The sequence below is a fragment of the Variovorax robiniae genome (assembly GCF_037889955.1).
GTDB lineage: Bacteria > Pseudomonadota > Gammaproteobacteria > Burkholderiales > Burkholderiaceae_C > Variovorax > Variovorax robiniae.
On the sequence record NZ_JBBKZS010000001.1, the window covers coordinates 364,107 to 382,617 of the forward strand.

20 protein-coding genes and 1 pseudogene are annotated in these 18,511 nt (G+C 62.9%); 7 read left to right on the forward strand and 14 right to left on the reverse strand.

The window, feature by feature from the left end; all coding sequences use genetic code 11:
* The 10 genes and pseudogenes from WKW79_RS01520 to WKW79_RS01565 all read right to left on the reverse strand — a co-directional run bounded on the left by WKW79_RS01520 (position 1) and on the right by WKW79_RS01565 (position 7,709).
* Positions 1 to 945, reverse strand: coding sequence for an NAD-dependent epimerase/dehydratase family protein (locus WKW79_RS01520; protein WP_340333326.1), 945 nt, complete (start codon positions 943 to 945; stop codon positions 1 to 3).
* Positions 942 to 1,928 (reverse strand): fumarylacetoacetate hydrolase family protein, encoded by a 987-nt coding sequence (locus WKW79_RS01525; protein WP_340333327.1) that lies wholly within the window; start codon positions 1,926 to 1,928, stop codon positions 942 to 944. Before WKW79_RS01525 ends, WKW79_RS01520 begins: the two co-directional genes overlap by 4 nt.
* Before the next feature lie 49 nt (positions 1,929 to 1,977).
* Entirely contained in the window at positions 1,978 to 2,283 is a 306-nt protein-coding gene (locus WKW79_RS01530) for an SDR family NAD(P)-dependent oxidoreductase (RefSeq protein WP_340333328.1), read from the reverse strand.
* Positions 2,258 to 2,836, reverse strand: a complete 579-nt coding sequence (locus WKW79_RS01535) for a cupin domain-containing protein (protein ID WP_340333329.1) — start codon at positions 2,834 to 2,836, stop codon at positions 2,258 to 2,260. The genes WKW79_RS01530 and WKW79_RS01535 overlap by 26 nt, the downstream gene beginning before the upstream one ends.
* A gap of 32 nt (positions 2,837 to 2,868) precedes the next feature.
* Positions 2,869 to 3,102, reverse strand: a pseudogene (locus tag WKW79_RS01540) (MFS transporter); the annotation flags it as partial.
* Between the two features lie 25 nt (positions 3,103 to 3,127).
* Positions 3,128 to 4,261, reverse strand: coding sequence for an FAD-dependent oxidoreductase (locus WKW79_RS01545; RefSeq protein ID WP_340333330.1), 1,134 nt, complete (start codon positions 4,259 to 4,261; stop codon positions 3,128 to 3,130).
* Positions 4,258 to 4,611 carry a Rieske (2Fe-2S) protein gene (locus WKW79_RS01550; RefSeq protein WP_340333331.1) on the reverse strand — a complete coding sequence of 118 codons (354 nt, stop codon included), beginning with the start codon at positions 4,609 to 4,611 and terminating at the stop codon, positions 4,258 to 4,260. Before WKW79_RS01550 ends, WKW79_RS01545 begins: the two co-directional genes overlap by 4 nt.
* A 15-nt stretch (positions 4,612 to 4,626) precedes the next feature.
* On the reverse strand, positions 4,627 to 5,553 hold the full coding sequence (locus WKW79_RS01555; protein ID WP_340333332.1) for a VOC family protein: 927 nt from the start codon (positions 5,551 to 5,553) through the stop codon (positions 4,627 to 4,629).
* 20 nt (positions 5,554 to 5,573) lie between these two features.
* Positions 5,574 to 6,734, reverse strand: coding sequence for an alpha/beta hydrolase family protein (locus WKW79_RS01560; RefSeq protein WP_340333333.1), 1,161 nt, complete (start codon positions 6,732 to 6,734; stop codon positions 5,574 to 5,576).
* Between the two features lie 87 nt (positions 6,735 to 6,821).
* Entirely contained in the window at positions 6,822 to 7,709 is an 888-nt protein-coding gene (locus tag WKW79_RS01565) for a SphA family protein (RefSeq protein WP_422823804.1), read from the reverse strand.
* A gap of 209 nt (positions 7,710 to 7,918) precedes the next feature.
* Between WKW79_RS01565 and WKW79_RS01570 the strand changes: the two genes are divergently transcribed.
* Both WKW79_RS01570 and WKW79_RS01575 read left to right on the forward strand, forming a co-directional pair.
* A complete protein-coding gene (locus WKW79_RS01570; protein ID WP_340333335.1) occupies positions 7,919 to 8,836 on the forward strand; it encodes a LysR family transcriptional regulator in 918 nt (305 codons plus the stop codon).
* Positions 8,837 to 9,224: 388 nt separating this feature from the next.
* Positions 9,225 to 9,800: an NnrU family protein gene (locus tag WKW79_RS01575; RefSeq protein WP_340333336.1), complete on the forward strand. Its 576-nt coding sequence runs from the start codon at positions 9,225 to 9,227 to the stop codon at positions 9,798 to 9,800.
* Between the two features lie 27 nt (positions 9,801 to 9,827).
* Here the strand turns inward: WKW79_RS01575 and WKW79_RS01580 are convergent, their stop codons facing one another.
* A complete protein-coding gene (locus WKW79_RS01580; protein ID WP_340333337.1) occupies positions 9,828 to 10,280 on the reverse strand; it encodes a DUF5990 family protein in 453 nt (150 codons plus the stop codon).
* A 127-nt stretch (positions 10,281 to 10,407) separates the two neighbouring features.
* On the opposite strand from WKW79_RS01580, the gene WKW79_RS01585 reads away from it, so the two are divergent.
* Both WKW79_RS01585 and WKW79_RS01590 read left to right on the forward strand, forming a co-directional pair.
* Entirely contained in the window at positions 10,408 to 10,719 is a 312-nt protein-coding gene (locus WKW79_RS01585) for a polyhydroxyalkanoic acid system family protein (protein WP_340333338.1), read from the forward strand.
* Between the two features lie 199 nt (positions 10,720 to 10,918).
* Complete coding sequence (locus WKW79_RS01590) at positions 10,919 to 12,013, forward strand: hypothetical protein (RefSeq protein WP_340333339.1); 1,095 nt, start codon at positions 10,919 to 10,921, stop codon at positions 12,011 to 12,013.
* Between the two features lie 25 nt (positions 12,014 to 12,038).
* Here WKW79_RS01590 and WKW79_RS01595 read toward each other — a convergent pair whose 3' ends face one another.
* Positions 12,039 to 12,833, reverse strand: coding sequence for an FAD-dependent oxidoreductase (locus WKW79_RS01595; protein WP_340333340.1), 795 nt, complete (start codon positions 12,831 to 12,833; stop codon positions 12,039 to 12,041).
* Positions 12,752 to 13,105: an NAD(P)-binding protein gene (locus WKW79_RS01600; protein ID WP_340333341.1), complete on the reverse strand. Its 354-nt coding sequence runs from the start codon at positions 13,103 to 13,105 to the stop codon at positions 12,752 to 12,754. Before WKW79_RS01600 ends, WKW79_RS01595 begins: the two co-directional genes overlap by 82 nt.
* 198 nt (positions 13,106 to 13,303) lie before the next feature.
* Between WKW79_RS01600 and WKW79_RS01605 the strand changes: the two genes are divergently transcribed.
* Complete coding sequence (locus tag WKW79_RS01605; RefSeq protein ID WP_340333342.1) at positions 13,304 to 14,269, forward strand: hypothetical protein; 966 nt, start codon at positions 13,304 to 13,306, stop codon at positions 14,267 to 14,269.
* A 166-nt stretch (positions 14,270 to 14,435) separates the two neighbouring features.
* Positions 14,436 to 15,668, forward strand: a complete 1,233-nt coding sequence (locus tag WKW79_RS01610; RefSeq protein ID WP_340333343.1) for a D-alanyl-D-alanine carboxypeptidase family protein — start codon at positions 14,436 to 14,438, stop codon at positions 15,666 to 15,668.
* 39 nt (positions 15,669 to 15,707) lie between these two features.
* On the opposite strand, the gene WKW79_RS01615 is transcribed toward WKW79_RS01610, so the two are convergent.
* Complete coding sequence (locus WKW79_RS01615) at positions 15,708 to 16,949, reverse strand: ANTAR domain-containing response regulator (RefSeq protein ID WP_340333344.1); 1,242 nt, start codon at positions 16,947 to 16,949, stop codon at positions 15,708 to 15,710.
* A gap of 279 nt (positions 16,950 to 17,228) precedes the next feature.
* On the opposite strand from WKW79_RS01615, the gene WKW79_RS01620 reads away from it, so the two are divergent.
* Positions 17,229 to 18,497 carry an MFS transporter gene (locus WKW79_RS01620; RefSeq protein ID WP_340333345.1) on the forward strand — a complete coding sequence of 423 codons (1,269 nt, stop codon included), beginning with the start codon at positions 17,229 to 17,231 and terminating at the stop codon, positions 18,495 to 18,497.
* Positions 18,498 to 18,511 lie beyond the last annotated feature (14 nt).

Below are 18,511 nucleotides of genomic sequence, written 5' to 3' on the forward strand. Positions count from 1 at the left end.
TCATGACAGCATTGCCTGCTCGATCAATTGCTGCACGGTGCCGTCGTGACGAAACCCCAGCGCCTCCGCAGCCGGCGTGTGCAAGGGGGGATAGCTGGCGAACAGCCGCTGAACAAGCGGCTCTGGCGCGTAGCGCACCAAGGCGGCCCGTTCGACGCCGTAACGTGCAGCAAGCGCCTGAACCACTTGGTCCATGGTCAATCGCAGCACGGGCATCTGGTAGCTGCGCCGAGCATCCAGCAGCTCTGGCCGAATCTCGGCCGCATGAACCAGGTTGCCCACACACGCTCTCGCTGAGATCCACCACGCGACACCGTCCGCAGACACCGGAAGGGTGACCTGCTCGCCCGCAGCCAGACGCCAGAACATCTGGCTCATAAAAGCCGACATCAATCCGACCCCTTCGCCTGGCCGTGCCACTACGCCAGGCAGCCGCAGAGAGCAACCTTCTATCCACCCACGCCGCGTGGCATCCGCGACCAGCACCTCACCAGCCAGCTTGTGGACGCCGTAGGTCAACGCGGGCGCGGGCAAAGTTGACTCGTCGATCAGCTCGGGCAAGTTTTCGCCATACACGGCGATTGAACTGGCAAACACGAAGCGCGGCGGGCTCGGTTGATGACGTAGCATTTCGATCAGCCGCAACGTAGCGTCCAGGTTGATCCGGCGGCCCAGCGCGTAGTCGCGCTCGGCTGCGCCGCCGGGCAGGCTGGCCAGATGGAAAACCGCCTCCATTGGCGATGCGCATGCACGCTCGAGCACCGCGGCATCGTCCAGGCTCCCTTCGACCTGATCCACACGCGGGTCGTCATGGGGTCTATCGAAGCTCAAGTCGACCAGCGTCAGCTGGTCGATCGGCGCACCGGCGATGCCCTGCTCCAGCAAACGGCGCACCAGCACCTGGCCGATGAAGCCGTGCGCTCCCGTGATGACGACGCGCTTCATCGGCCGATACTCACGACTTGCTGGTCGATCACTCCGAAAGGCCCCGCGCTTCCATCGTCGAAACGCGCTTGCATATGAACGCGGTCGCCGAACTTCATGAATGGCGTCCTCGGGCTGCCCTCATCGAGAATCTCGATCACTCGCCGCTCGGCAAGGCAGGCTGACCCGGCGCTGCGCGCCACGTTTGATACCGTACCCGAGCCGATGATCGTGCCGGCCGACAGCCGCCGCGTCCGAGCAGCGTGCGCGATCAGCTGGCCAAAATCAAAGTTCATCTCGCCGGCATGCGGCTCGCCGATGCGCTTGCCGTTCAACGCCACGTTCAAGCGCAGCTGCACACGACCGTCGCGCCAGCCGTCACCCAGTTCGTCCGGGGTGACCGCCACCGGCGCGAAGCTTGTCGACGGCTTGGCTTGCAGAAATCCGAAGCCAGTGCTCATTTCGTGTGGACCCAGTGCGCGCAGGCTCCAGTCGTTGATCTGTATTACGAGGCGAATGCTGCCGAGCGCTTCGGCCGCTGTCGCGGCCATCGGCACTGCGGCGACGACCACTCCAAACTCGCCTTCGAAGTCGATGCCATCGGCTTCCGATGGCAGCGGCACGTCGTCGTTCGGACCAAGAAAATCGTCGCTTGCCCCCTGATACATCACGGGCACGGTGTCGAAATGAGGAATTGGGGGAGTGCCGAACGCTCGCTCCATCAGTCGCCCGTGCGTTAGAAACGCCGAGGCATCGCACCACTGCGGGCTGCGTGGCAGCGGTGCACCACAGCGCGTCGGGTCGAAGGGTTTGGCCTCAGCAACGCCCCCCTCGTTCAGCGCGTCGTACAACCGCTGAAGAACCGGAGCCACCTCTTCCCAGCGATGCAGCGCATCCAGCAAGTTGGGCGCCACCTCGCTGGCGTCGAGCGCCTGCCGCAGATCGCGCGAAACCAGCAGCAAGCGCCCGTCTGGTGTGTCGTCTCGCAAACTCGCGAATCTCATTGCGTAGTCTCCTGTTGTTGTTTGCCAGCAAGCGGTCTTGCTTGCTCTGCTAGTTGCCGTCGCTCATCGTCGTACCGCCATCGACGACCAGGTTTTGGCCCGTGATGAAGCCCCCTGCCCGGCTCGCCAAAATCACCACCACACCGGCGATCTCGTCGGGCTCACCCACCCGCCGCAATGGCGTGGAGGCCAACCTGCGCGCCATGAACCCCTCATTGCCGAGCAGTTCTTCAGCAAGCGGCGTACGGATCAGCCCCGGCGCAACGGAGTTCACGCGCACGCCCTGAAGCGAGCGTGCATCAATGGCATGAATTCCCTCTGCATCGGCTTCAGCGACCACGTAGCGAATCGCCAAGCGCGGCGTCGTACCGGCCGTCGACCAGGATGAAGAGGATTCGACACGGCTTGCCCGAACGGTTGGCCCAAGCATGGTTGGTGCCGCGCTGCACCACGACGCTTCCAGCCTTTAGCGGCACTTCGCTATCGTCCAGCACCAGCGTCAACTCGCCTTCGATCACGATGCCGTAGTCCACCGATTCCGTGCGATGCATCAGGGGATGCGGCGAATCGTCCTTCACGGTCGACGCGTGGACGTCGCCGATCTGCGTGAAGGCATCCTTCATGCGGGCTGCCCCGTGCGAGAGCAATTCCTCGGTGTCCGGCGGGATATCGACGAAGCGAATGCGGGTGCCGGCTTTGGGTGGTGGCAGCACGATCGGACCGGTGGTCGGATCGGCGCCGTTGTCCACCGGCGCGGGGTTGCCCGCAGTGCTCCAAACTTCATGGAATACCGTGCCGGGGATCGATGCGATCTCGACTACGGTTGGCAGCGGGCCTTGGCTGCTCACGACGGCACGGCCCCCGGCATCGTGGCCAGTGACGACGCGATGAATGGGAGGAAAGGACATCAAGTTTCTCCTGATCGATAGTAGTTAGGGGTCTATGCGATTGCTTGTTGTCGCCGGACATCGGCGCAGCGCGGGAGGCGCGAGAAGCACAGAACCGCGACGGCAGCGATGGTCACCGCAATGGGGCCGAAGCTGCCGTAGCCCCATGTCTTGGCAAGCGTCCCGCCCAGTACGGGGCCAATGGCCGCACCGGTCATCAGCATGGCAGGCGTGGCGGCCATCGCGCGGCCGCTACGGTCAAGCCGCGCCAGCAAACCGAAGGCGAAACGTAGTCATTGCGATTCGCTCCGCTCAGATGGGCTCGGCCAGCGCAGCGAGCGATTCGCGCATGATGCGTGCATGTTCTTGCTTGTCGCCGCCCTCGATTTCGATCTCGCCGAGGCGCGCGGAGTTTTCGACCACCATGCGGCACCTCTCCCAGCGACGCGCCTCGAAGTTCGCGAGCGCTGCCATCAGGTCATCGTTGGCAAGTTGCAATTCTTCTGCCAGCACCAATGCATCCTCGATTCCGATGCAGGCGCCAGAAGCGAGATGCGGCGTCGTTGCGTGCACCGTGTCCCCGATCAGGACGATGCGGCCCTGTGACCAAGGCCTTTGTACCAACAGCCCTTCCAACGGACGAAAGACAATCTGCGAGTGGTCACCGAGCTGCGCCCGGATGGCTTGCAGCACAGGTGCATCGAAATCCGCCAGCAGCGCGCGCATTCTTTCGACGAAGGTCGTTGGATCCACGTAGTCGTTATCCGCTCTCGGTTCGGTGATGAACAGATACATTTCGTCCTTGGAAACCGGGTTCACGCCAGGCTTGATGCGCGGACCCAACCACATGACCGCAGTTTCGATTTCGGGTGGGCGCGGCAGTACCGCACGCCAGACCGCTTGTCCGCTATAGCGCGGCCGTGGGGCTTCCGGAAAAAGGGCCGTGCGCACTTTGGAATACAGGCCATCCGCGCCGATCACGAGGTCGTAGCGACGACATTGGCCATCAGTGAACTTGACGTCCACCCCTTCAGGGTCCTGCTGGAATGAGGTGAAGGTGCAGCCCAACCGGATATTGGCGCCGGATGCGCGCGTGGCCTCAGCCAGGATTCGCGCCAGTACCGGCCGCAAGATCGCGCCGCCGCCGGGTACATCGGGGCCAACGATGCGTGGTGTGGGAATCTCACCAACCTGTGGGCCGTGTGGCAGGCACAGGCGTACGCCATCCGCGGCATTGCCTTCGCGGAGGAAGGCATCGAGCACGCCCAATTGGCCCAAGGCGCGCAGCGTAGCGCCGCCCAGGCTGATGCCTGCTCCATAGTTGCGCCAGCCACCGTCAATTTCCACGAGATCAACTTCAGCGCCGCGTCGGCGCAGGTCGATCGCCGCGGACATGCCAGAAAAGCCCCCACCAATGATGAGAATGCGTTGGGCTGCAAGTTTCACGAGTCTGTCTCCTGTAGGTTGTTGTCAACGGTCAAATGAATGCCGCCCTCTGAATCGATTTGCGTCGGCAATCGCGTCAACGCATCGCCCAAACACGGCCCCAACGTGCAAATACCCGTCCACGGGTCGAACAGGGCGCCGTGAGCGGCGCAGACCACGTTTGCGCCTGCTGCATCGAAGTAAGCGTCCTTGCGCCACGGCAGCGGGGTTCCATGGTGCGGACAAGCGTCCAGCCAGGCTCGTACCTGCTGCCCGCGCCGCACAATGAAGACGGACGCCCGGCGGATTGATTGCGTGTCGAAGCCGCGCGCACCTCCGTCAGGCACGTCGAGCAGATGGCACAGCCGCATGCGCTTTCCTTCAGCTCAGTGCTGCGCGCCGGACGCGGGCGGTCCGCCCGGCGCCCACTTCTCACGGTGCTGGAACAGGAAGATTTGCGATGCATCGGCGCCCATCGGCACTTCACGCGCGATCCACGCGTCGTCATGCAAATCCATGTCGGCGTCGTATTCCACATGACAGCCCAAGGGCGAATTGAAGTACCAGAACCAATTGCTGCCGAAGCGGTGACGACCCGGTCCCCAGAAACTCTGGTATCCCTTCTCCGCAAAGCGCGTACCGGCCAGCATCACTTCGGTCGGGCCGCCCATGTGGAACGTAAAGTGTTCGCAGCCCTTCATCTGAGGCGGCGTCTGGATCAGGAAGAGCGTATGGTGGTCTTGCGTGCCAGCAGGCCGCAGGAACGGCCCCACGCCCGTGAAGCGATCCGTGCAGACGAAGCCCAGGCGCTGATAGAAGGCTTCGGCTTTCTGCGCATCTGGCACGAAATAGACGACGTGCGACAGCGAACGCGGCAAGGCAGGCATGTCGGATGGCAGGCCCACTTGGTTCAGTCCGCGTTGGACTGATCCTGGCGCATTCACTTGCTCCGAAGGAAGCGTGAGAGGTCTGCGCGTGGTGAGTTGAAAGGCCAGCGCGAAGCCCATGTCGTCTTGGCAACGCAGCACCCCGCCTTCGCGCACCACAGCGCGGTCGCGCAGCAGTTCGGTCTCGATCGCATCCAGCGTGAGCACGTCCGCTACGCCGTATACCGTTTCGCGCAGCAAACTGGCTGTGCCCATGGACTGGGGCAGCGCAGTGTCTTCCTTGGCGCGCAGGACGACTGCGGTGCCATCCAGGGCCTCAAAGCGGTCATTGCCCGCTTCTCTCAGGCCATAGTCGATCAGGTATTGCCGGCAGGCCGGCAGGTCTTCCACGCCGAAGACCAAGGCGTCGAGTCCGATGATGTTCATTGAGAAACCTTCTTTCAAAGTCAGTGCGGAGTCCGGCCACCGAGCGTCTCGGCTACCCAGTCAGCGATGTAGTGCCCCGCATTGATGGAGTTGTCGAAGCTGGCATGTTGTGCGCCGCCCTCCCGATCGGTAAAAATCTTCAGTTCCCGGTTGGGACTGTTGGTGAGCTGTTCGTAGGTTCGATAGGCCCAGTTGAGCGGGATCTGCGAATCCTTCTCCCCGTGCGTGACAAGAAAAGGTACGCGGATCTTTTCCACCACGCCGTCCAAGTGCACGTTCTCGGCGATGCGCATGAAGTCGTCGATGTCTTTCGCACCCCAAACCCATTGCACGTGCGCCCAGTAGTGCGGTACCGGAAAGTCGCCTTCCTTCTCCAGGCGGCGCTTCTGCACTTCGCGCCAATCGTGGTTGGCGCCCCAGACCACGCCGCACGCAAAGCGCGGCTCCATGGCCACCGCGCGCGGGCAGTAGTAGCCTCCCAGCGATACGCCCTCACAGCCAATGCGATGCGGATCGACGTCGTCGCGAGCTTCCAGCCAGTCGACGACGCGGCTGGCCCAGTGCTCGGTGTCGTAGCGCGCCGTCAGCCCCTGCAGGCGCAACGCTTCGCCCGTGCCTGGCTGATCAAGGATCAGGGAAGACACACCGCGCTGGGCCAACCAAGCCGGAAGCCCTACCCGGTATTTCATTTCCTTCGTCGAGTCCAGACCGTTGAGCTGCACAAGAATCGGTGCGCGGCCCTTGACTCCATTTGCACGCACATACAGGCCGGCGAGGATCTTCCCTTCATAGGGAATCTCGACGCGCTCACAGTTTTCGCCAGTGAGTTGGATGCCCTTGGCGAACACCTCGAGGAATCGTTGATAAAGCGCCAAGCGTCCTGGTGCACCATGTGCCTGCAGGCGCTCGCAAGTGAGGTAGTAGTTCGCCGCCCGGTTGTATTTTTCGCCGGCGGAGAGCCAGCGGCCGCGAGCTTCGTCCTCTTGAGCCAGCGCGCAAAGCTTGTCGGCCATGGCCGACCAAGTTTCGCGAAATGCCGCCGTTCCAGTGGCGTCGGGCGCTTTGGCCGCCTCTCGTAGCGGCGCGCACATCTCTTCGATCTCACCCATCCGGGCGCCCATCTCGATCGCCAGGTCGACCGAGAGGTTCCAAACGTAATTGGTCGGGAAGTACTTGAACATAGGGGCTGTCCTTTTGAATTGGTTGCGGAGGCCTTTGAGGCTGAAGCGCGGCAGCTGGGTGCCGGAGGGCGAGCAGCAGTCGCTGGCTCAGTTCTTGACCCAAAGAGGAATCGTCACGCCGATTCCAAGGATGTTGTTTTTGGTGGTGTTGGCCGCATAGATGCCGCGCTGGTAGTTCACGCTGATACTGATCGGGCCCGCGTGATACTCAATGGAGGGCCCAAGCGCAAAGCTGCGTGCACGATTGCCGTTGATCACCGCACCGCGCTGTTCGTCATCGCGAAACTGGTTGAGGTAAGCCCCCACCACGCCCACTTTCCACGCGCCAAAATTCCAACCGGCCGTGAACTCGGCGATGTATCCACTGCCGGACCGGTAATGGGTGTCCCCGTTCTCGCGGTTGAACAGCAATCGATTGGAAAGACCTATGTCGAGCCCATTCGGATCGGTTTGGCGGAAAGCCAGCACCGGCTGAATCGACGTGTAGCCCACAGCAACGCTGGGACGGGTCGGGCTGTAGGATCCGGTGGCCAACGCAATGTCCAGCCCCGCGACAAGACTCGCTTGCGGAGTCAGGCTCCAGCGCAAAATCGCGGGAGACACGGTGGTGTTGGAGAGGCCGCTATCTTTACCAGCATGGCCCGCCACTTCAGTGCGCAGCGAAACCGCGGGAATCACGAGTTGGGAATAGAGATTGGCGCCTAGCACGGTCACCGGATAAGCTGCCAACAAGCGCGTGGTGGCCGAGGAGGCAGACAAGCTAAAGGGGACCGGTCGCTTATTGCCATCGTTGTCATACAAGCCGTTTGACGTCGTGTAGTGAAACTGCTCCAGGGCAAACAATCCGGGAATGGGCGGAAGTGCGCCGACATATTCTCCAGTGGAACCCGCGGGGAATGGTGAAATGCCATTCTCAAAGGCCAGGGAACTTCCGGCCGACAACATTGCAACGGTCGCACAAGCAGCTGCTGCCATTTCTTTTTTCACGCTATCTCCTGTTTTCAACGCGTCGCGTCGATTGTTTTTTACGGGATGAAAAGTCGTCAGACTTTGTCCTGTTCCCTCACCGTGGTGTGCGGTGGAACGGCGTGAAGATTAAAGGCGTGCAAACTATCGATCAAATGGATTGTTAGAATGCAATCTATTGATACTGTGAATGAATAAAGGGAAAACCCTTAGTTATCATGCGCTTTAACAAACTTGACCTCAACCTGCTGGTCGCGCTTGATGCGTTGCTGTCAGAGCTAAGCATCAGCCGTGCTGCAGAGAAAACTCATCTGAGTCAGCCTGCCATGAGCAACGCACTCGCGCGGTTGCGCGATTATTTCGGGGATCAGTTGCTGGTACAGGTGGGGCGGAAAATGGAACTCACGCCGCGCGCGGAAGCGCTGAAAGACAAAGTGCGCGACATACTGGTTCGAATTGAAGCGAGCTTCGCGACCCAGCCCCAGTTCGTCCCAACGCAGTCGCGCCGCCTATTTCGACTTCTCATCTCTGACTACACTCTATTGACGCTTATTCCGCATTTACACAGGCTTGCGTGTACAGCGGCGCCCGGCATTCGATTTGATTTGCGTCCTCAAGTTGAAAATCCACAGCGCGTTTTGGAGCGAGGCGAGGCCGATCTGCTGATCATTCCGAAGGATTTCTGTTCTGCAGAACACCCCTCAGAGAAGCTGTTCGAGGAATTTTTTTGCTGTGTGCTATGGGATAAATGTCGCCTGGCAACGGGCGAACTGACGGCGGAGCGGTACTTGGCCGCAGGGCACGTCGCCGTACAACCCGGTGATGGAATAGCGCTGACTGATTGGTTCATGCAGCAAGCTGGAATCACTCGACACACTGAGACTGCCACCTTCAGCTTCCTGTCCCAAGCGCACCTCGTGGTTGGCACGAATCGAATTGCCACCATGCACTCCCGATTGGCAAACCAGGCAATGCGCTCCCTGCCTATCACCATTCGAGATCTACCGGTGCATGTGCCGGGGATGGAACAGATGGTTCAGTGGCATCAGCATCGGACCTCGGATCCAGGACTCGTGTGGCTGCGTGCGCTGTTGAAGCGTGCAGTAATCGAGATGGACACTATCGAGACTATCTAACGCAACATCTCTTCCTCCACAGGCCGCCCGCCCATATCGTTCAAGATGAGATCGACGAAAAGAAACGGGCCGATCGGCCAATCTGTGAATCGACATTGAGCCACCTGCCCCACTGTCCCGACTTGCGCGCATCCTGCGAATCGGGGCGTTGCAGAGCCTACCTTGCGTGACAAGGCCCCTCGCACCGACGCGAAGCGCATGAGGCGCCCTTCCCGCCCCGTGTTGAACATGACTTTGCGCCCGGCAAACTCAGCGATCAAAACCCAGGACGCGCATAGGCTTGCTCCGGGCGCAGAATGCAGGCAAGAGCAGCATCCTGCGGCTCCATGCAGTCCGATCGACCCCACCGCTCGACGACTGCGTCACCGGCATCGCTGGAGTCGTTTCCATGGCACTTCTTGTCGCTGGCCTCATCCTGTTCCTCGGCGTCCATTCGGTGTCCATCGTCGCCCCGGCCTGGCGGGATGCGCAGATCGCCCGGCACGGCGAGAAACCCTGGAAAGGGCTCTACACCCTCGTCTCGCTTGCCGGCCTGCTGTTGCTGATCTACGGCTACTGCGTGGCCCGCCAGAGTCCGGTGGTGCTTTACACGCCGCCGACTGCGCTGCGCCATGCGGCGCTGCTGCTGATGGTCCCGGTGTTTCCGCTGCTGCTGGCGGCCTACCTCCCCGGCCGCATACAGCGCATTGCCAAACATCCCATGCTGCTCGCCGTGAAGTTCTGGGCCACGGCGCACCTGCTGGCCAACGGCACGCTGGCCGACGTGCTTTTGTTCGGGGCCTTTCTTCTCTGGGCCGTGGCGGACAGGATTTCGGTCAAGCGCCGTGCCGTCCCGCACCGTGTGCCCGGCGCGTCTCCGGCTGCCCGTAACGACGTCATCGTGGTCGTCGTGGGCCTGTTGGTCTATGCAGTCTTCTTGCTGCGGGCGCACCTTTGGATGACCGGGGTGTCGCCGCTCGGATAGCCCCGCGCCCCGCTTGTCAGAGCGCTTTCAAGTCCTCGTTGCCAGGTGCCAGGTGATCGCACCGCGTTGAACGGCCGCACACACCGGCCCTCCGTCTCGCGCCCTGCCTTGAATACGGGCTTCAATCGCACGGTTCGAATCGCCGATTGCCACCTCCACCAGATCCCGAGGAATGCCAGACAACTTGATCTTTGCCCTCCGCTCCCAGGGAGAGCCCGACTCGCCAGCACGGACCCCGGAGTTCAAATAGACGAAGCGGTCGGTGGGTGTTCCTTGCGCATAGGGCCCCTGGAAGTTGAATGCTCCGTCCACCAGCGCCGGCCCCAGACGCATGGTGATGGCGAACGATATGCGTTCTGGCGTCGATGCAAATGGCCGCAAGAGTTCATCGCGGCCGCGCTGCACGGCAAAGAGCACCCCGGAAGGCGGCGCCACGACGAGCAAGATCATCTGGAGTTGGACGTCCGTTCTGTTCTGCATGCCTTTGATTCTGGCCCGTCCCGGGCCGTCGTCAAAGCCGTTGACGAGAGCCGCTCACGCTCCGGATGGCCCCCTGCCCTCTGCAGGCTCTTGCCCCGTGCGTGGTTTCGCTGCACCCTCTGCACGTATGGCATCCCCCATCGTCATCAGCATTCCCCATCAGCTCGGTCGCGCCGAGGCGCGGCGTCGGATCGAGGGCGGTCTTGCGAAGATCTTCGGGCTGTTGCCTGGCAGCAGCGGAGTCTCCAGCGAGCGTTGGGACGGTGACCGGCTCATCTTCAGCGTCGCGGCGCTGGGCCAGACCGTCTCCGGCGTCATCGAGGTCCTCGATGCCACGGTAACGATCGAAGTGGAACTGCCCGCTGTCCTCCGGTTCATCGCCAGCGGCCTCAAGGACAGGCTTCAGCGATCAGCACAACTGCTGCTGACAAGGAAGTAGCTCAGCTTGTGCAGCGGTGCAGGATTCCCAGCCCAAAGCGACTGCGTGGAACACCGCGTACGGCTGATCGTCGCAGTCCGGGCATGCCCTTCGACAGTGCGTCAATCGGCTTCTCGGCATACGGTGAGCGCGGACTGACTTCTGTATAACTTCGGGCACCCGCTTCCCGAATGGGCTTGCCCCGCAACAGGAGTTCTTCATGGCCATCTTGAGTATCGAAGCGCAGTTCGGCCAGGCCGCCGCCCTTGGGACTGTGTTCCTGGGCGGGACCACGGCGCTGAATCTCCTGGGCCAGGTGAGCGCCGGGCGCAACGTGCCTGAAACCTGGGTCAAGAAGCTGAACGAATTCATCTCTTGCAACGACGGCGCCAGCTTCAGGCTTGGCGGATGCGACATCATCAAGACCGGCTTCTACGTGAAGGCCGTGGGCATCGAGTTCAAGCAGACGGAACACGGCGACAAGGGACCGGCCTACTGGGAGCTGGCGGAGAACGTGTCGGGCATCTCGAAGGCCGAGTTGGCAGCGCGCATGCGCCGGCTGATCGAGTCTCCCGGTACCAAGGAGGGTCCGTGGGTCGCGACACTGACCGCCGCCATGTTCCTTTCGGAGGTCACGCGCAATCCGCGCAGCTTCATGGTCAACCTGATGCTGCTCGACCTGATCCAGGGCGGCATCAAGTATGGCAAGGCAGGCAACAAGGAACTCGATTTCGGCAGCCTCCTCAAGTTCGACAGCGAAAACAAGGGAAAGTCGAAGCCCTACACCTACGCGGATGGCACTGTCAAGGTCGGGAAGGGCGCGGAAGCCGGCACGGTGCGCGGGGGAAAACTGCCGATGTCGCAGAAAGACGCGATGGTGCAATACCAGCAGACCGTACCGAAATTCGAGTACCAGAACAGTTTCCACGCCTATGCCAAGCAATCGGCGCTCAACCTGCAATCACCCGCAAATGCGGGGGTTGGCTACCACTTCTCGAACGCACTGCTCGAAAAGGAATGCACTGTCGTGCTGCGCTGGCTGATCGCGTGGTTTGCGAAGTACCCCTTGCGCTACCAGACAGGCAGCGAGAACAAGGAGGTGACGCTGCCGGCGGCATGGGGCAAAGGCCCCACCAAAGTCATGCAAGCCAGTCCGATCACGGTACCCACGACGCTCCTGCCCTTGCGCGACCAGGTGAGGAAGCCCGCCTGGATCGACGCCGAGACGGACAACAACGCGCTTGCGACTGCCCTGAAAAAGGCGGTCAGCCACGCGCTCGGAGAGCGACAGACGAAGGCTGCTGCCCTGTTGTGAGATTGCAGGTTTCGGCCCGTTCCGGCTACGGCCCGTAGTTGTAGAGATTCCGGCTCTGGGTCATCGGATTGTTCGGGAACAGCGCGTTTGCGCCGGCGAGCGCATTGACCGCCGCGGCCGCCGCGTTCACGCCCGTCTGAAGGGCACCCTCGATCCAGCCTCCGCACCAGCCCACGCTGTCGCCGGCGAGGAAGACACGCCTGGTCGTCGTGAGCGCCTGGTTGTAGAGGTCTTGGTTCATCACGTCCTGGCCGGGATAGTTCAGCTTGAACGCGCCGTAGTACTGCGGCTGCATCTGCCAGTCGATCATGGTGGTGTACTGGGGCAGCAATGTGCTGTTGAGCCCGCTCAGGAAAGCGTTCATCCCCGGGTCGGAGGCGTAGGGCGAGAGCGAGCGCAGAAGGATCTGCAGGCGCTCATTGCGATCGGTGACCGCGATGAGCTTGGTCGAGTCGTCGCCCCACGTGTAGCTGATCAGCACCACGCCGTACTTCGAGCCCGGGTAGCCAAGGCAGTAGAGCCCGTGGGCCAGGCCGTCCGTCTGGATGTTCTGCGGGCAGTTGGCGTTGTCGTTCCAGAACTGCGAGGAGCACAGCACGAACAGCTTGGATGAATTCATCAGGTGCAGGTCCTGCACCGCAGTCGCCTGGTCGTTGGTGATCGGACTCACCTGCGCCCCGGTTCCAGGGGCGCCCTGCCCCGCCTGGCCCGGCGCAACGGTCGGCGGCTCGGTGATGTTCATGTCCATCTGCATCGCGCGCGTGGTGGTCGCGATGACCGCTGCGTCGTAGTGGCCGGCACCTTGTGTGCCGTTGCGCACCCAGTTGATGCAGACCGGTTGCTGTCGCCCGGGTCCGGGAACGCCGTCGGCTGCGGCAGGCTGAACACCGTATTCCAGAAGTACTGGAACAACTGTTCGGAGGGTGGTACGCGCATCGCGCCCAGTTCGAAGCGCGCCGGGTCGCCGGCGACCGGCACGTTGGAGTCGATGCGTCCGCCGATACGCGTCGACGCCTCGATGACCTCAACGGCGGCGCCCATCCTGGTCAACAGCCAAGCCGAACACAGCCCGGCCGGACCACCGCCGACCACCGCGATCTTCTTGCCCTTCAGTGGCGTGCCCGGTCCGAGTTGCCCGCTGTTCGTCTGCAGGAAGCTGGGCGTGCGCGTAGAGGACGTCGGCGAAGGTCAGAGGTGTCGGCCTCACCACTGCACGACGACACGGCTGACTGCGTTGTGGACAAGGTGCGCACGTCTCTCGTGCGTGTACCGCCCATCTGAGCGTGCGACTTGGCACCAAAGGCGGGCGCTGCCAATGAAGATGCCATTGGTGCAGTGCACCATTCGAGAAAAGTCAACACGCTGTTGTCCCCGCAGACGGTGGATGACTCTGTGGATAACCGACAGGGCGAAGCGTCGGAGCCGCGCCGCGCCTTGTGCCCGACAGGATGCCCGGAGAATGAGCAGCCTCGTCGGTTGCGAAGCATTTGCAGAGGGTTACTTCAAGCGAGCCGATCACGGTATCGCCGGTACTGTGTCGTCATACCGATCCGATCTCGATTCGATGCCGCGAGTCAAGCCGCTGGAATGGCGGCGCGCAAAGGGCCAATCTGCATGCGTCGCAACCACGGTCATCGACTCATGAACCTGCGAAAGCTTCGCCCTGGCGCCCTGCTCCTGTCAGCCTTCCTTTGCATCGGATGTGCGCCGGTTCCAGTTCCGCTCTACGTGGCTGACGCGTCGCAAGGGAAAGCCATCCTTTCAACCTGCTCGATCAACAAGGGCGTTCCGGAAGGCATCGAAGTGGCGTTGCAGGGCCTGCAGGCACAGGTCAAGCTCGTCCAGGCGTACTCGAACGGGTACCTCGAAGTCCGGCTGGATGTCCCACCAGGCATGACAGTGCAACTCGACGATGCAGCCGTCACGATCGACCTCGGAAACCGGCGACCGCCATTGGAAGTGCGCTATCCGAACATCAGCCTGGTGGACACGCCCGCCGTCAACAGCTTCAACGGGTCACCGGCCTTGGCGAAGTACATGGTGCCCGTGCGTACGCCGTTGGTCGGCGGCCGAATGGTCATCGGCCGGCAGGTGTGGAACAAGCATTTCTGGATGGCGGCGCGGCTTGACACGGAAGGCGCTCGCGATGTGTCGGTTACGCTACCGGACCTCACGATCAACGGCTTGCCCGTACGGTTTCCGGCGCTTCGCTTTCACCGCGAGCTTTTTGTCGTGCTCGCACCATTCAATTGTTGAGCCAGCGAGCGCCAACGGAAGTCGCGCGGCGAGATGACCACCGGCGATCAGGCCACCCCAGGACGCTCATTTCTTGCTGAACTTGCACTGCAACATCGAATCCTTGATGCACGGTCAAAATCAGCACTTGAATCTGCCCAAATTCCGTTTCGACCCCTGATAGCACATGCAACGCAAAACCCTCTCCCTCCTTCCCCTTGTCTTCGCCATCGCCGCAGGCACCCTGGTCCCGGATTCGGTGTCCTTCGCGGCCCCTCCCGCCGCCAAGCAGGCCACCCAGAAGAAGGCCGAGGCGCCGGCTCCGGCACCGGCAGCCGGACAGACCGCCGTCGCCGGCGGGGCGCCCACCCTCCCCGCCAAGGCATGGCTCTTGATGGACTTCGACTCCGGCGAGATCCTCGCCTCGGCCAATCCCGACGAACCGCTGCCGCCGGCGTCGCTGACCAAGATGATGACCAGCTTCCTGGTCGAACAAGCGCTTCGCTCGGGCAAGCTCAAGAAGGACGACCTGGTGTCGGTCAGCCAGAACGCCTGGTGCCGTGGCTCGAGCACCGAGTCGTGCATGTACCTGCCGTTGAACAGCCAGGCCACGGTGATCGACATCCTGCGCGGCATCATCGTGCAGTCGGGCAACGACGCGTCGAAGGCGATCGCCGAGCACATGGCCGGCTCCGAGGAGGGCTTCGCCAAGCTCATGAATGCCGAGGCGAAACGCCTCGGGATGACGCACACGAACTTCGTGAACGCCACGGGCCTGCCCGATCCCGAGCACAAGTCGTCCGCGCGCGACCTCGCCATCCTGGCGCGTGCGATCATCCGCGACAGCTCCGACTACTACCCGATCTACGCGGAGCGCGAATTCACGTACAACAAGATCAAGCAAGGCAATCGCAATGCCCTGCTCTACACCGATCCAACGGTCGACGGCCTGAAGACCGGCCACACCCAGGAAGCGGGCTACTGCCTCGTCACTTCGTCCAAGCGCAACGGGATGCGCCTGATCACGGTGATTCTCAACACCAGCAGCATGAAGGCGCGCGCCGACGAGACGCGCCAACTGCTCAATTGGGGCTTTGCCAACTTCGAGAAGGCCACCCCGTTCCAGCCAGAGGCGGCCGTCACGACGGCCAAGGTCAGCTACGGGAAGGCCGATACCGTTGCCGCCGGCGTGGGGGCATGGTCGCTGACGGTGCCGCGAGGCCAGAAGGTGAGCACCTCGGTCCAGGTCAAGCCGGACCTCGAGGCACCGGTGGCCAAGGGTGCGGTGATCGGGAAGGTGGTCGCGGAGTCGAATGGCAAGCCGGTGGGAGAAACGGCGCTGATCGCGCAGGCCGATGTGGAGCGTGCGGGCTTCTGGCTGCGCCTCTGGCAGCGCTTCCTCAAGTTGTTCGGCAAGTGAAGCCGGTCAGCGTGCCAGGTCGCCGTGGCCGGGGCTGCCTCAGGACATGATGACCTGCACGCTGTGCTCGTACCGGGCCGCCAGTTGGTCGAACGTGCTCACTAGCGCTTCGGCCGACTGGACCAGCATCATTCGCCCCTGAGGCGTGTCAGCGCCCTGCACGCCGCGAGCAAACCGCAGCCACTCGTCACGGGCATTCGCGAGCAATTCGCGAATCTCGGGCGATGTCAACGGCGCATTCTCGAGCTCGAGCAATGCGCTCTCGAACTCGTTCGCCGTGGCGATCATTTGCGGTGCGCCAGGCTGGCCCAGCAGTGCTTCCTTGGCCAGTCGTTCCGACAGCATGCGCTGGCGCCCGCAGAGGCCGATGATCTTGAGCGCATGCCTTCCGCTCGCGCGCTCGAGCGACGCGGTCAGGGCTTCGGCACTTGCCAGGAGCGCTTCTGCCGCGGCATCGATCGCCGCCATGGCTTCGCGCGTGATCCGGGCGGTCCACGCGGCTGAAAGAGACTGCCATGCCGCCCTGGTGCGCTCGAGGTCGGCAGCGGCTTCGTCGCCGAGTTCAAGGCCGGCGAGAAATGCCAGGTTGTCCTGGACCCTCTCGGCACATTGACGCCGCTGGCCACGACTCCGCGTGTCGACCGCCGCGAGGGCCTGTGCCGCCAGCCGAGCCAGACGTTGCGACAGCATGCGCAGCTGGCCGGCCCGGTTGATGGCCTCGGCCCATTGCACCGCGTTGACGACGGATCGCGACACTTCGCCAAGACGAAGGTTGGCGTGCATGGAGGTGCGGCGCAGCAGTGCAAATGCCTCCTCCTCGCTGATGCCCCGTCCCAGCATCAGAAGGCCCTTGGCCCTGTCGACCCATTTGCGCTCGTCCAGTTGCGTGCGCAGTTGCACAAGTTCGAGTCGCAGCGCGGCTTCGCGGCGGCAGCGCGCGCGCGCTTGAGCCTGCAATGCCGCCAGTTCGAACTCTTCCGTCTTGTCGACGTCACCCCACGCGTGAATGCCAACGTCGACGAGGGATGCATGCATCGCCTCGTTCATGGGAGGGCTCAACAGGCTCAAGGGCGCGGACGGCGCTGCGCCCGCCAGTGCGGTCAGCGCTTCCAGGAGGCCTGGTCCGGGCATTTCCGTCGCGCAGGCGAGCAGTTCGTCCATGCAAGCGCCATCCAGCGCCCGCAAGTCGGCGCCACGGTGGAAGATGACCTTCGTGACGCAGTGGGCAAGCGCGCGCTGCAGGCCCTCCGGCAATGCATTCGCCTCGGGAAGATCCAGCATGAAGACGTGCAAGGAGGGCATGGAAGAACAGCGTGTGGGGCCCGCTCAAAGCATAAGGCCTGAGCGCCATTTCGACCCATTGGCACGGCGTTTGCTTGAAGGTGGTCTCGCGGTGTAACGAAGCACCGCTTTGGTGATTGGCCGCAAGTTCCGCGGTTTCATGGCGCAGGGCGCGCATGGACACCAGTCCGTCGGCAACGCCGTCGACACCCTCCCCCAACCCTCCGACGACGCGGCACGCGCAAAGGCTGCGTTGCGGCATTTGCATTGAGTCCAGCCATGTCCAACTTCAAGACCTTTTTGAGATCCGGGCACTCGCCCACCCTCTTCGCGGCCTTCCTGTATTTCGCGTTTTCATGCTGCATCTGGGTGCTCAACGGTGCGATGGCGCCCTTCATCGGGGAGTCCTTCAACCTCTCGCCTGCTGAAAAGGGCTTGATGCTGTCAGTGCCCATCATCGCGGGCGCGCTGATGCGCTTTCCGCTCGGCATCCTGTCGCAATACATCGGGCGCAAGAACGCCACGCTCGTGGAGATGGGCCTCATTGCCGTGGCGATGCTGTTCGGCTTCTTCTTCGTGCACAGCTTCAACGACCTCCTGGCGATGGGTGTGCTGCTGGGCATCGCCGGGGCGAGCTTCGGCGTGGCGCTGTCGCTGGGCTCCGGTTCGTTTCCGCCGCAGCACAAGGGGCTCGCGATGGGCTTGGTGGGCGCCGGCAATGTCGGCACCGCGGTGTCGGTGCTGCTGGCACCGCCGCTCGCGCAATGGCTTGGCTGGCAGAGCGTGTACGCCGTCGCGGCCGTCGCCATCCTGATCCCGATGGTCGTGATGATCGTGTTCGCCCAGGAGCCGCCGGACGTCGACCGCCATGCGAGCTTTCGCGAGCATGTGGCCTGCCTGTTCGAGAAGGACGGCTGGGTGTTCAGCCTGATCTACGGCGTCACCTTCGGCGGCTTCATCGGCCTGACGACCTTCCTGCCCTCCTACTACTACGACCAGTTCGGCGTGAGCAAGGTGCAGGCCGGGCAGCTCACGATGCTGGCAGCGTTCATGGGCGCCGCGGTGCGCGTGGTGGGCGGCTGGATCTCGGACCGTTGGGGCGGGGTCAACACGCTGACGCTGGTGCTGCTGGTGGTGGCCGTGGGCTTGGTGCTGGTCGGCCTGAGCTCCTCCTCGCTCGCGTTGACGACCCTGCTGCTGATCGTCTGCTTCGCGGCGCTCGGCGCGGGCAATGGCGCGTTGTTCCAGCTCGTGCCGCTGCGCTGGCCGGCCAGCACGGCGGTGGCCGGCTCGATGATCGGCGAGATCGGTGCACTGGGTGGCGGGCTCGTGCCCAACGCCATGGGCCTGTCGAAGCAATACCTCGGCAGCTATGTCTGGGGCTTCGTCTTCTTTGGTGCACTGTCGCTCATCATGCTGGGCGTGATGCGGGTCATGCAGATCCGCTGGACACGCACCTGGGCGGAAAAAGGTGGTCGCGCCCGCACGGCGTCACCGGCTGCCGCAGCGGCCCCCTATGCCGGCAGCCGCAAGCCCGCTCGACCATGACGAAGGTCTGCCCC

Excerpts from the sequence above, each read along its gene's own strand:
- WKW79_RS01520 (WP_340333326.1), bottom strand. The coding sequence starts at position 945 with ATGAAGCGCGTCGTCATCACGGGAGCGCACGGCTTCATCGGCCAGGTG.
- WKW79_RS01525 (WP_340333327.1), bottom strand. The coding sequence starts at position 1,928 with ATGAGATTCGCGAGTTTGCGAGACGACACACCAGACGGGCGCTTGCTG.
- WKW79_RS01535 (WP_340333329.1), bottom strand. The coding sequence starts at position 2,836 with ATGTCCTTTCCTCCCATTCATCGCGTCGTCACTGGCCACGATGCCGGG.
- WKW79_RS01550 (WP_340333331.1), bottom strand. The coding sequence starts at position 4,611 with ATGCGGCTGTGCCATCTGCTCGACGTGCCTGACGGAGGTGCGCGCGGC.
- WKW79_RS01555 (WP_340333332.1), bottom strand. The coding sequence starts at position 5,553 with ATGAACATCATCGGACTCGACGCCTTGGTCTTCGGCGTGGAAGACCTG.
- WKW79_RS01560 (WP_340333333.1), bottom strand. The coding sequence starts at position 6,734 with ATGTTCAAGTACTTCCCGACCAATTACGTTTGGAACCTCTCGGTCGAC.
- WKW79_RS01565 (WP_422823804.1), bottom strand. The coding sequence starts at position 7,709 with ATGGCAGCAGCTGCTTGTGCGACCGTTGCAATGTTGTCGGCCGGAAGT.
- WKW79_RS01570 (WP_340333335.1), top strand. The coding sequence starts at position 7,919 with ATGCGCTTTAACAAACTTGACCTCAACCTGCTGGTCGCGCTTGATGCG.
- WKW79_RS01575 (WP_340333336.1), top strand. The coding sequence starts at position 9,225 with ATGGCACTTCTTGTCGCTGGCCTCATCCTGTTCCTCGGCGTCCATTCG.
- WKW79_RS01580 (WP_340333337.1), bottom strand. The coding sequence starts at position 10,280 with ATGCAGAACAGAACGGACGTCCAACTCCAGATGATCTTGCTCGTCGTG.
- WKW79_RS01585 (WP_340333338.1), top strand. The coding sequence starts at position 10,408 with ATGGCATCCCCCATCGTCATCAGCATTCCCCATCAGCTCGGTCGCGCC.
- WKW79_RS01590 (WP_340333339.1), top strand. The coding sequence starts at position 10,919 with ATGGCCATCTTGAGTATCGAAGCGCAGTTCGGCCAGGCCGCCGCCCTT.
- WKW79_RS01610 (WP_340333343.1), top strand. The coding sequence starts at position 14,436 with ATGCAACGCAAAACCCTCTCCCTCCTTCCCCTTGTCTTCGCCATCGCC.
- WKW79_RS01615 (WP_340333344.1), bottom strand. The coding sequence starts at position 16,949 with ATGCTGGATCTTCCCGAGGCGAATGCATTGCCGGAGGGCCTGCAGCGC.
- WKW79_RS01620 (WP_340333345.1), top strand. The coding sequence starts at position 17,229 with ATGTCCAACTTCAAGACCTTTTTGAGATCCGGGCACTCGCCCACCCTC.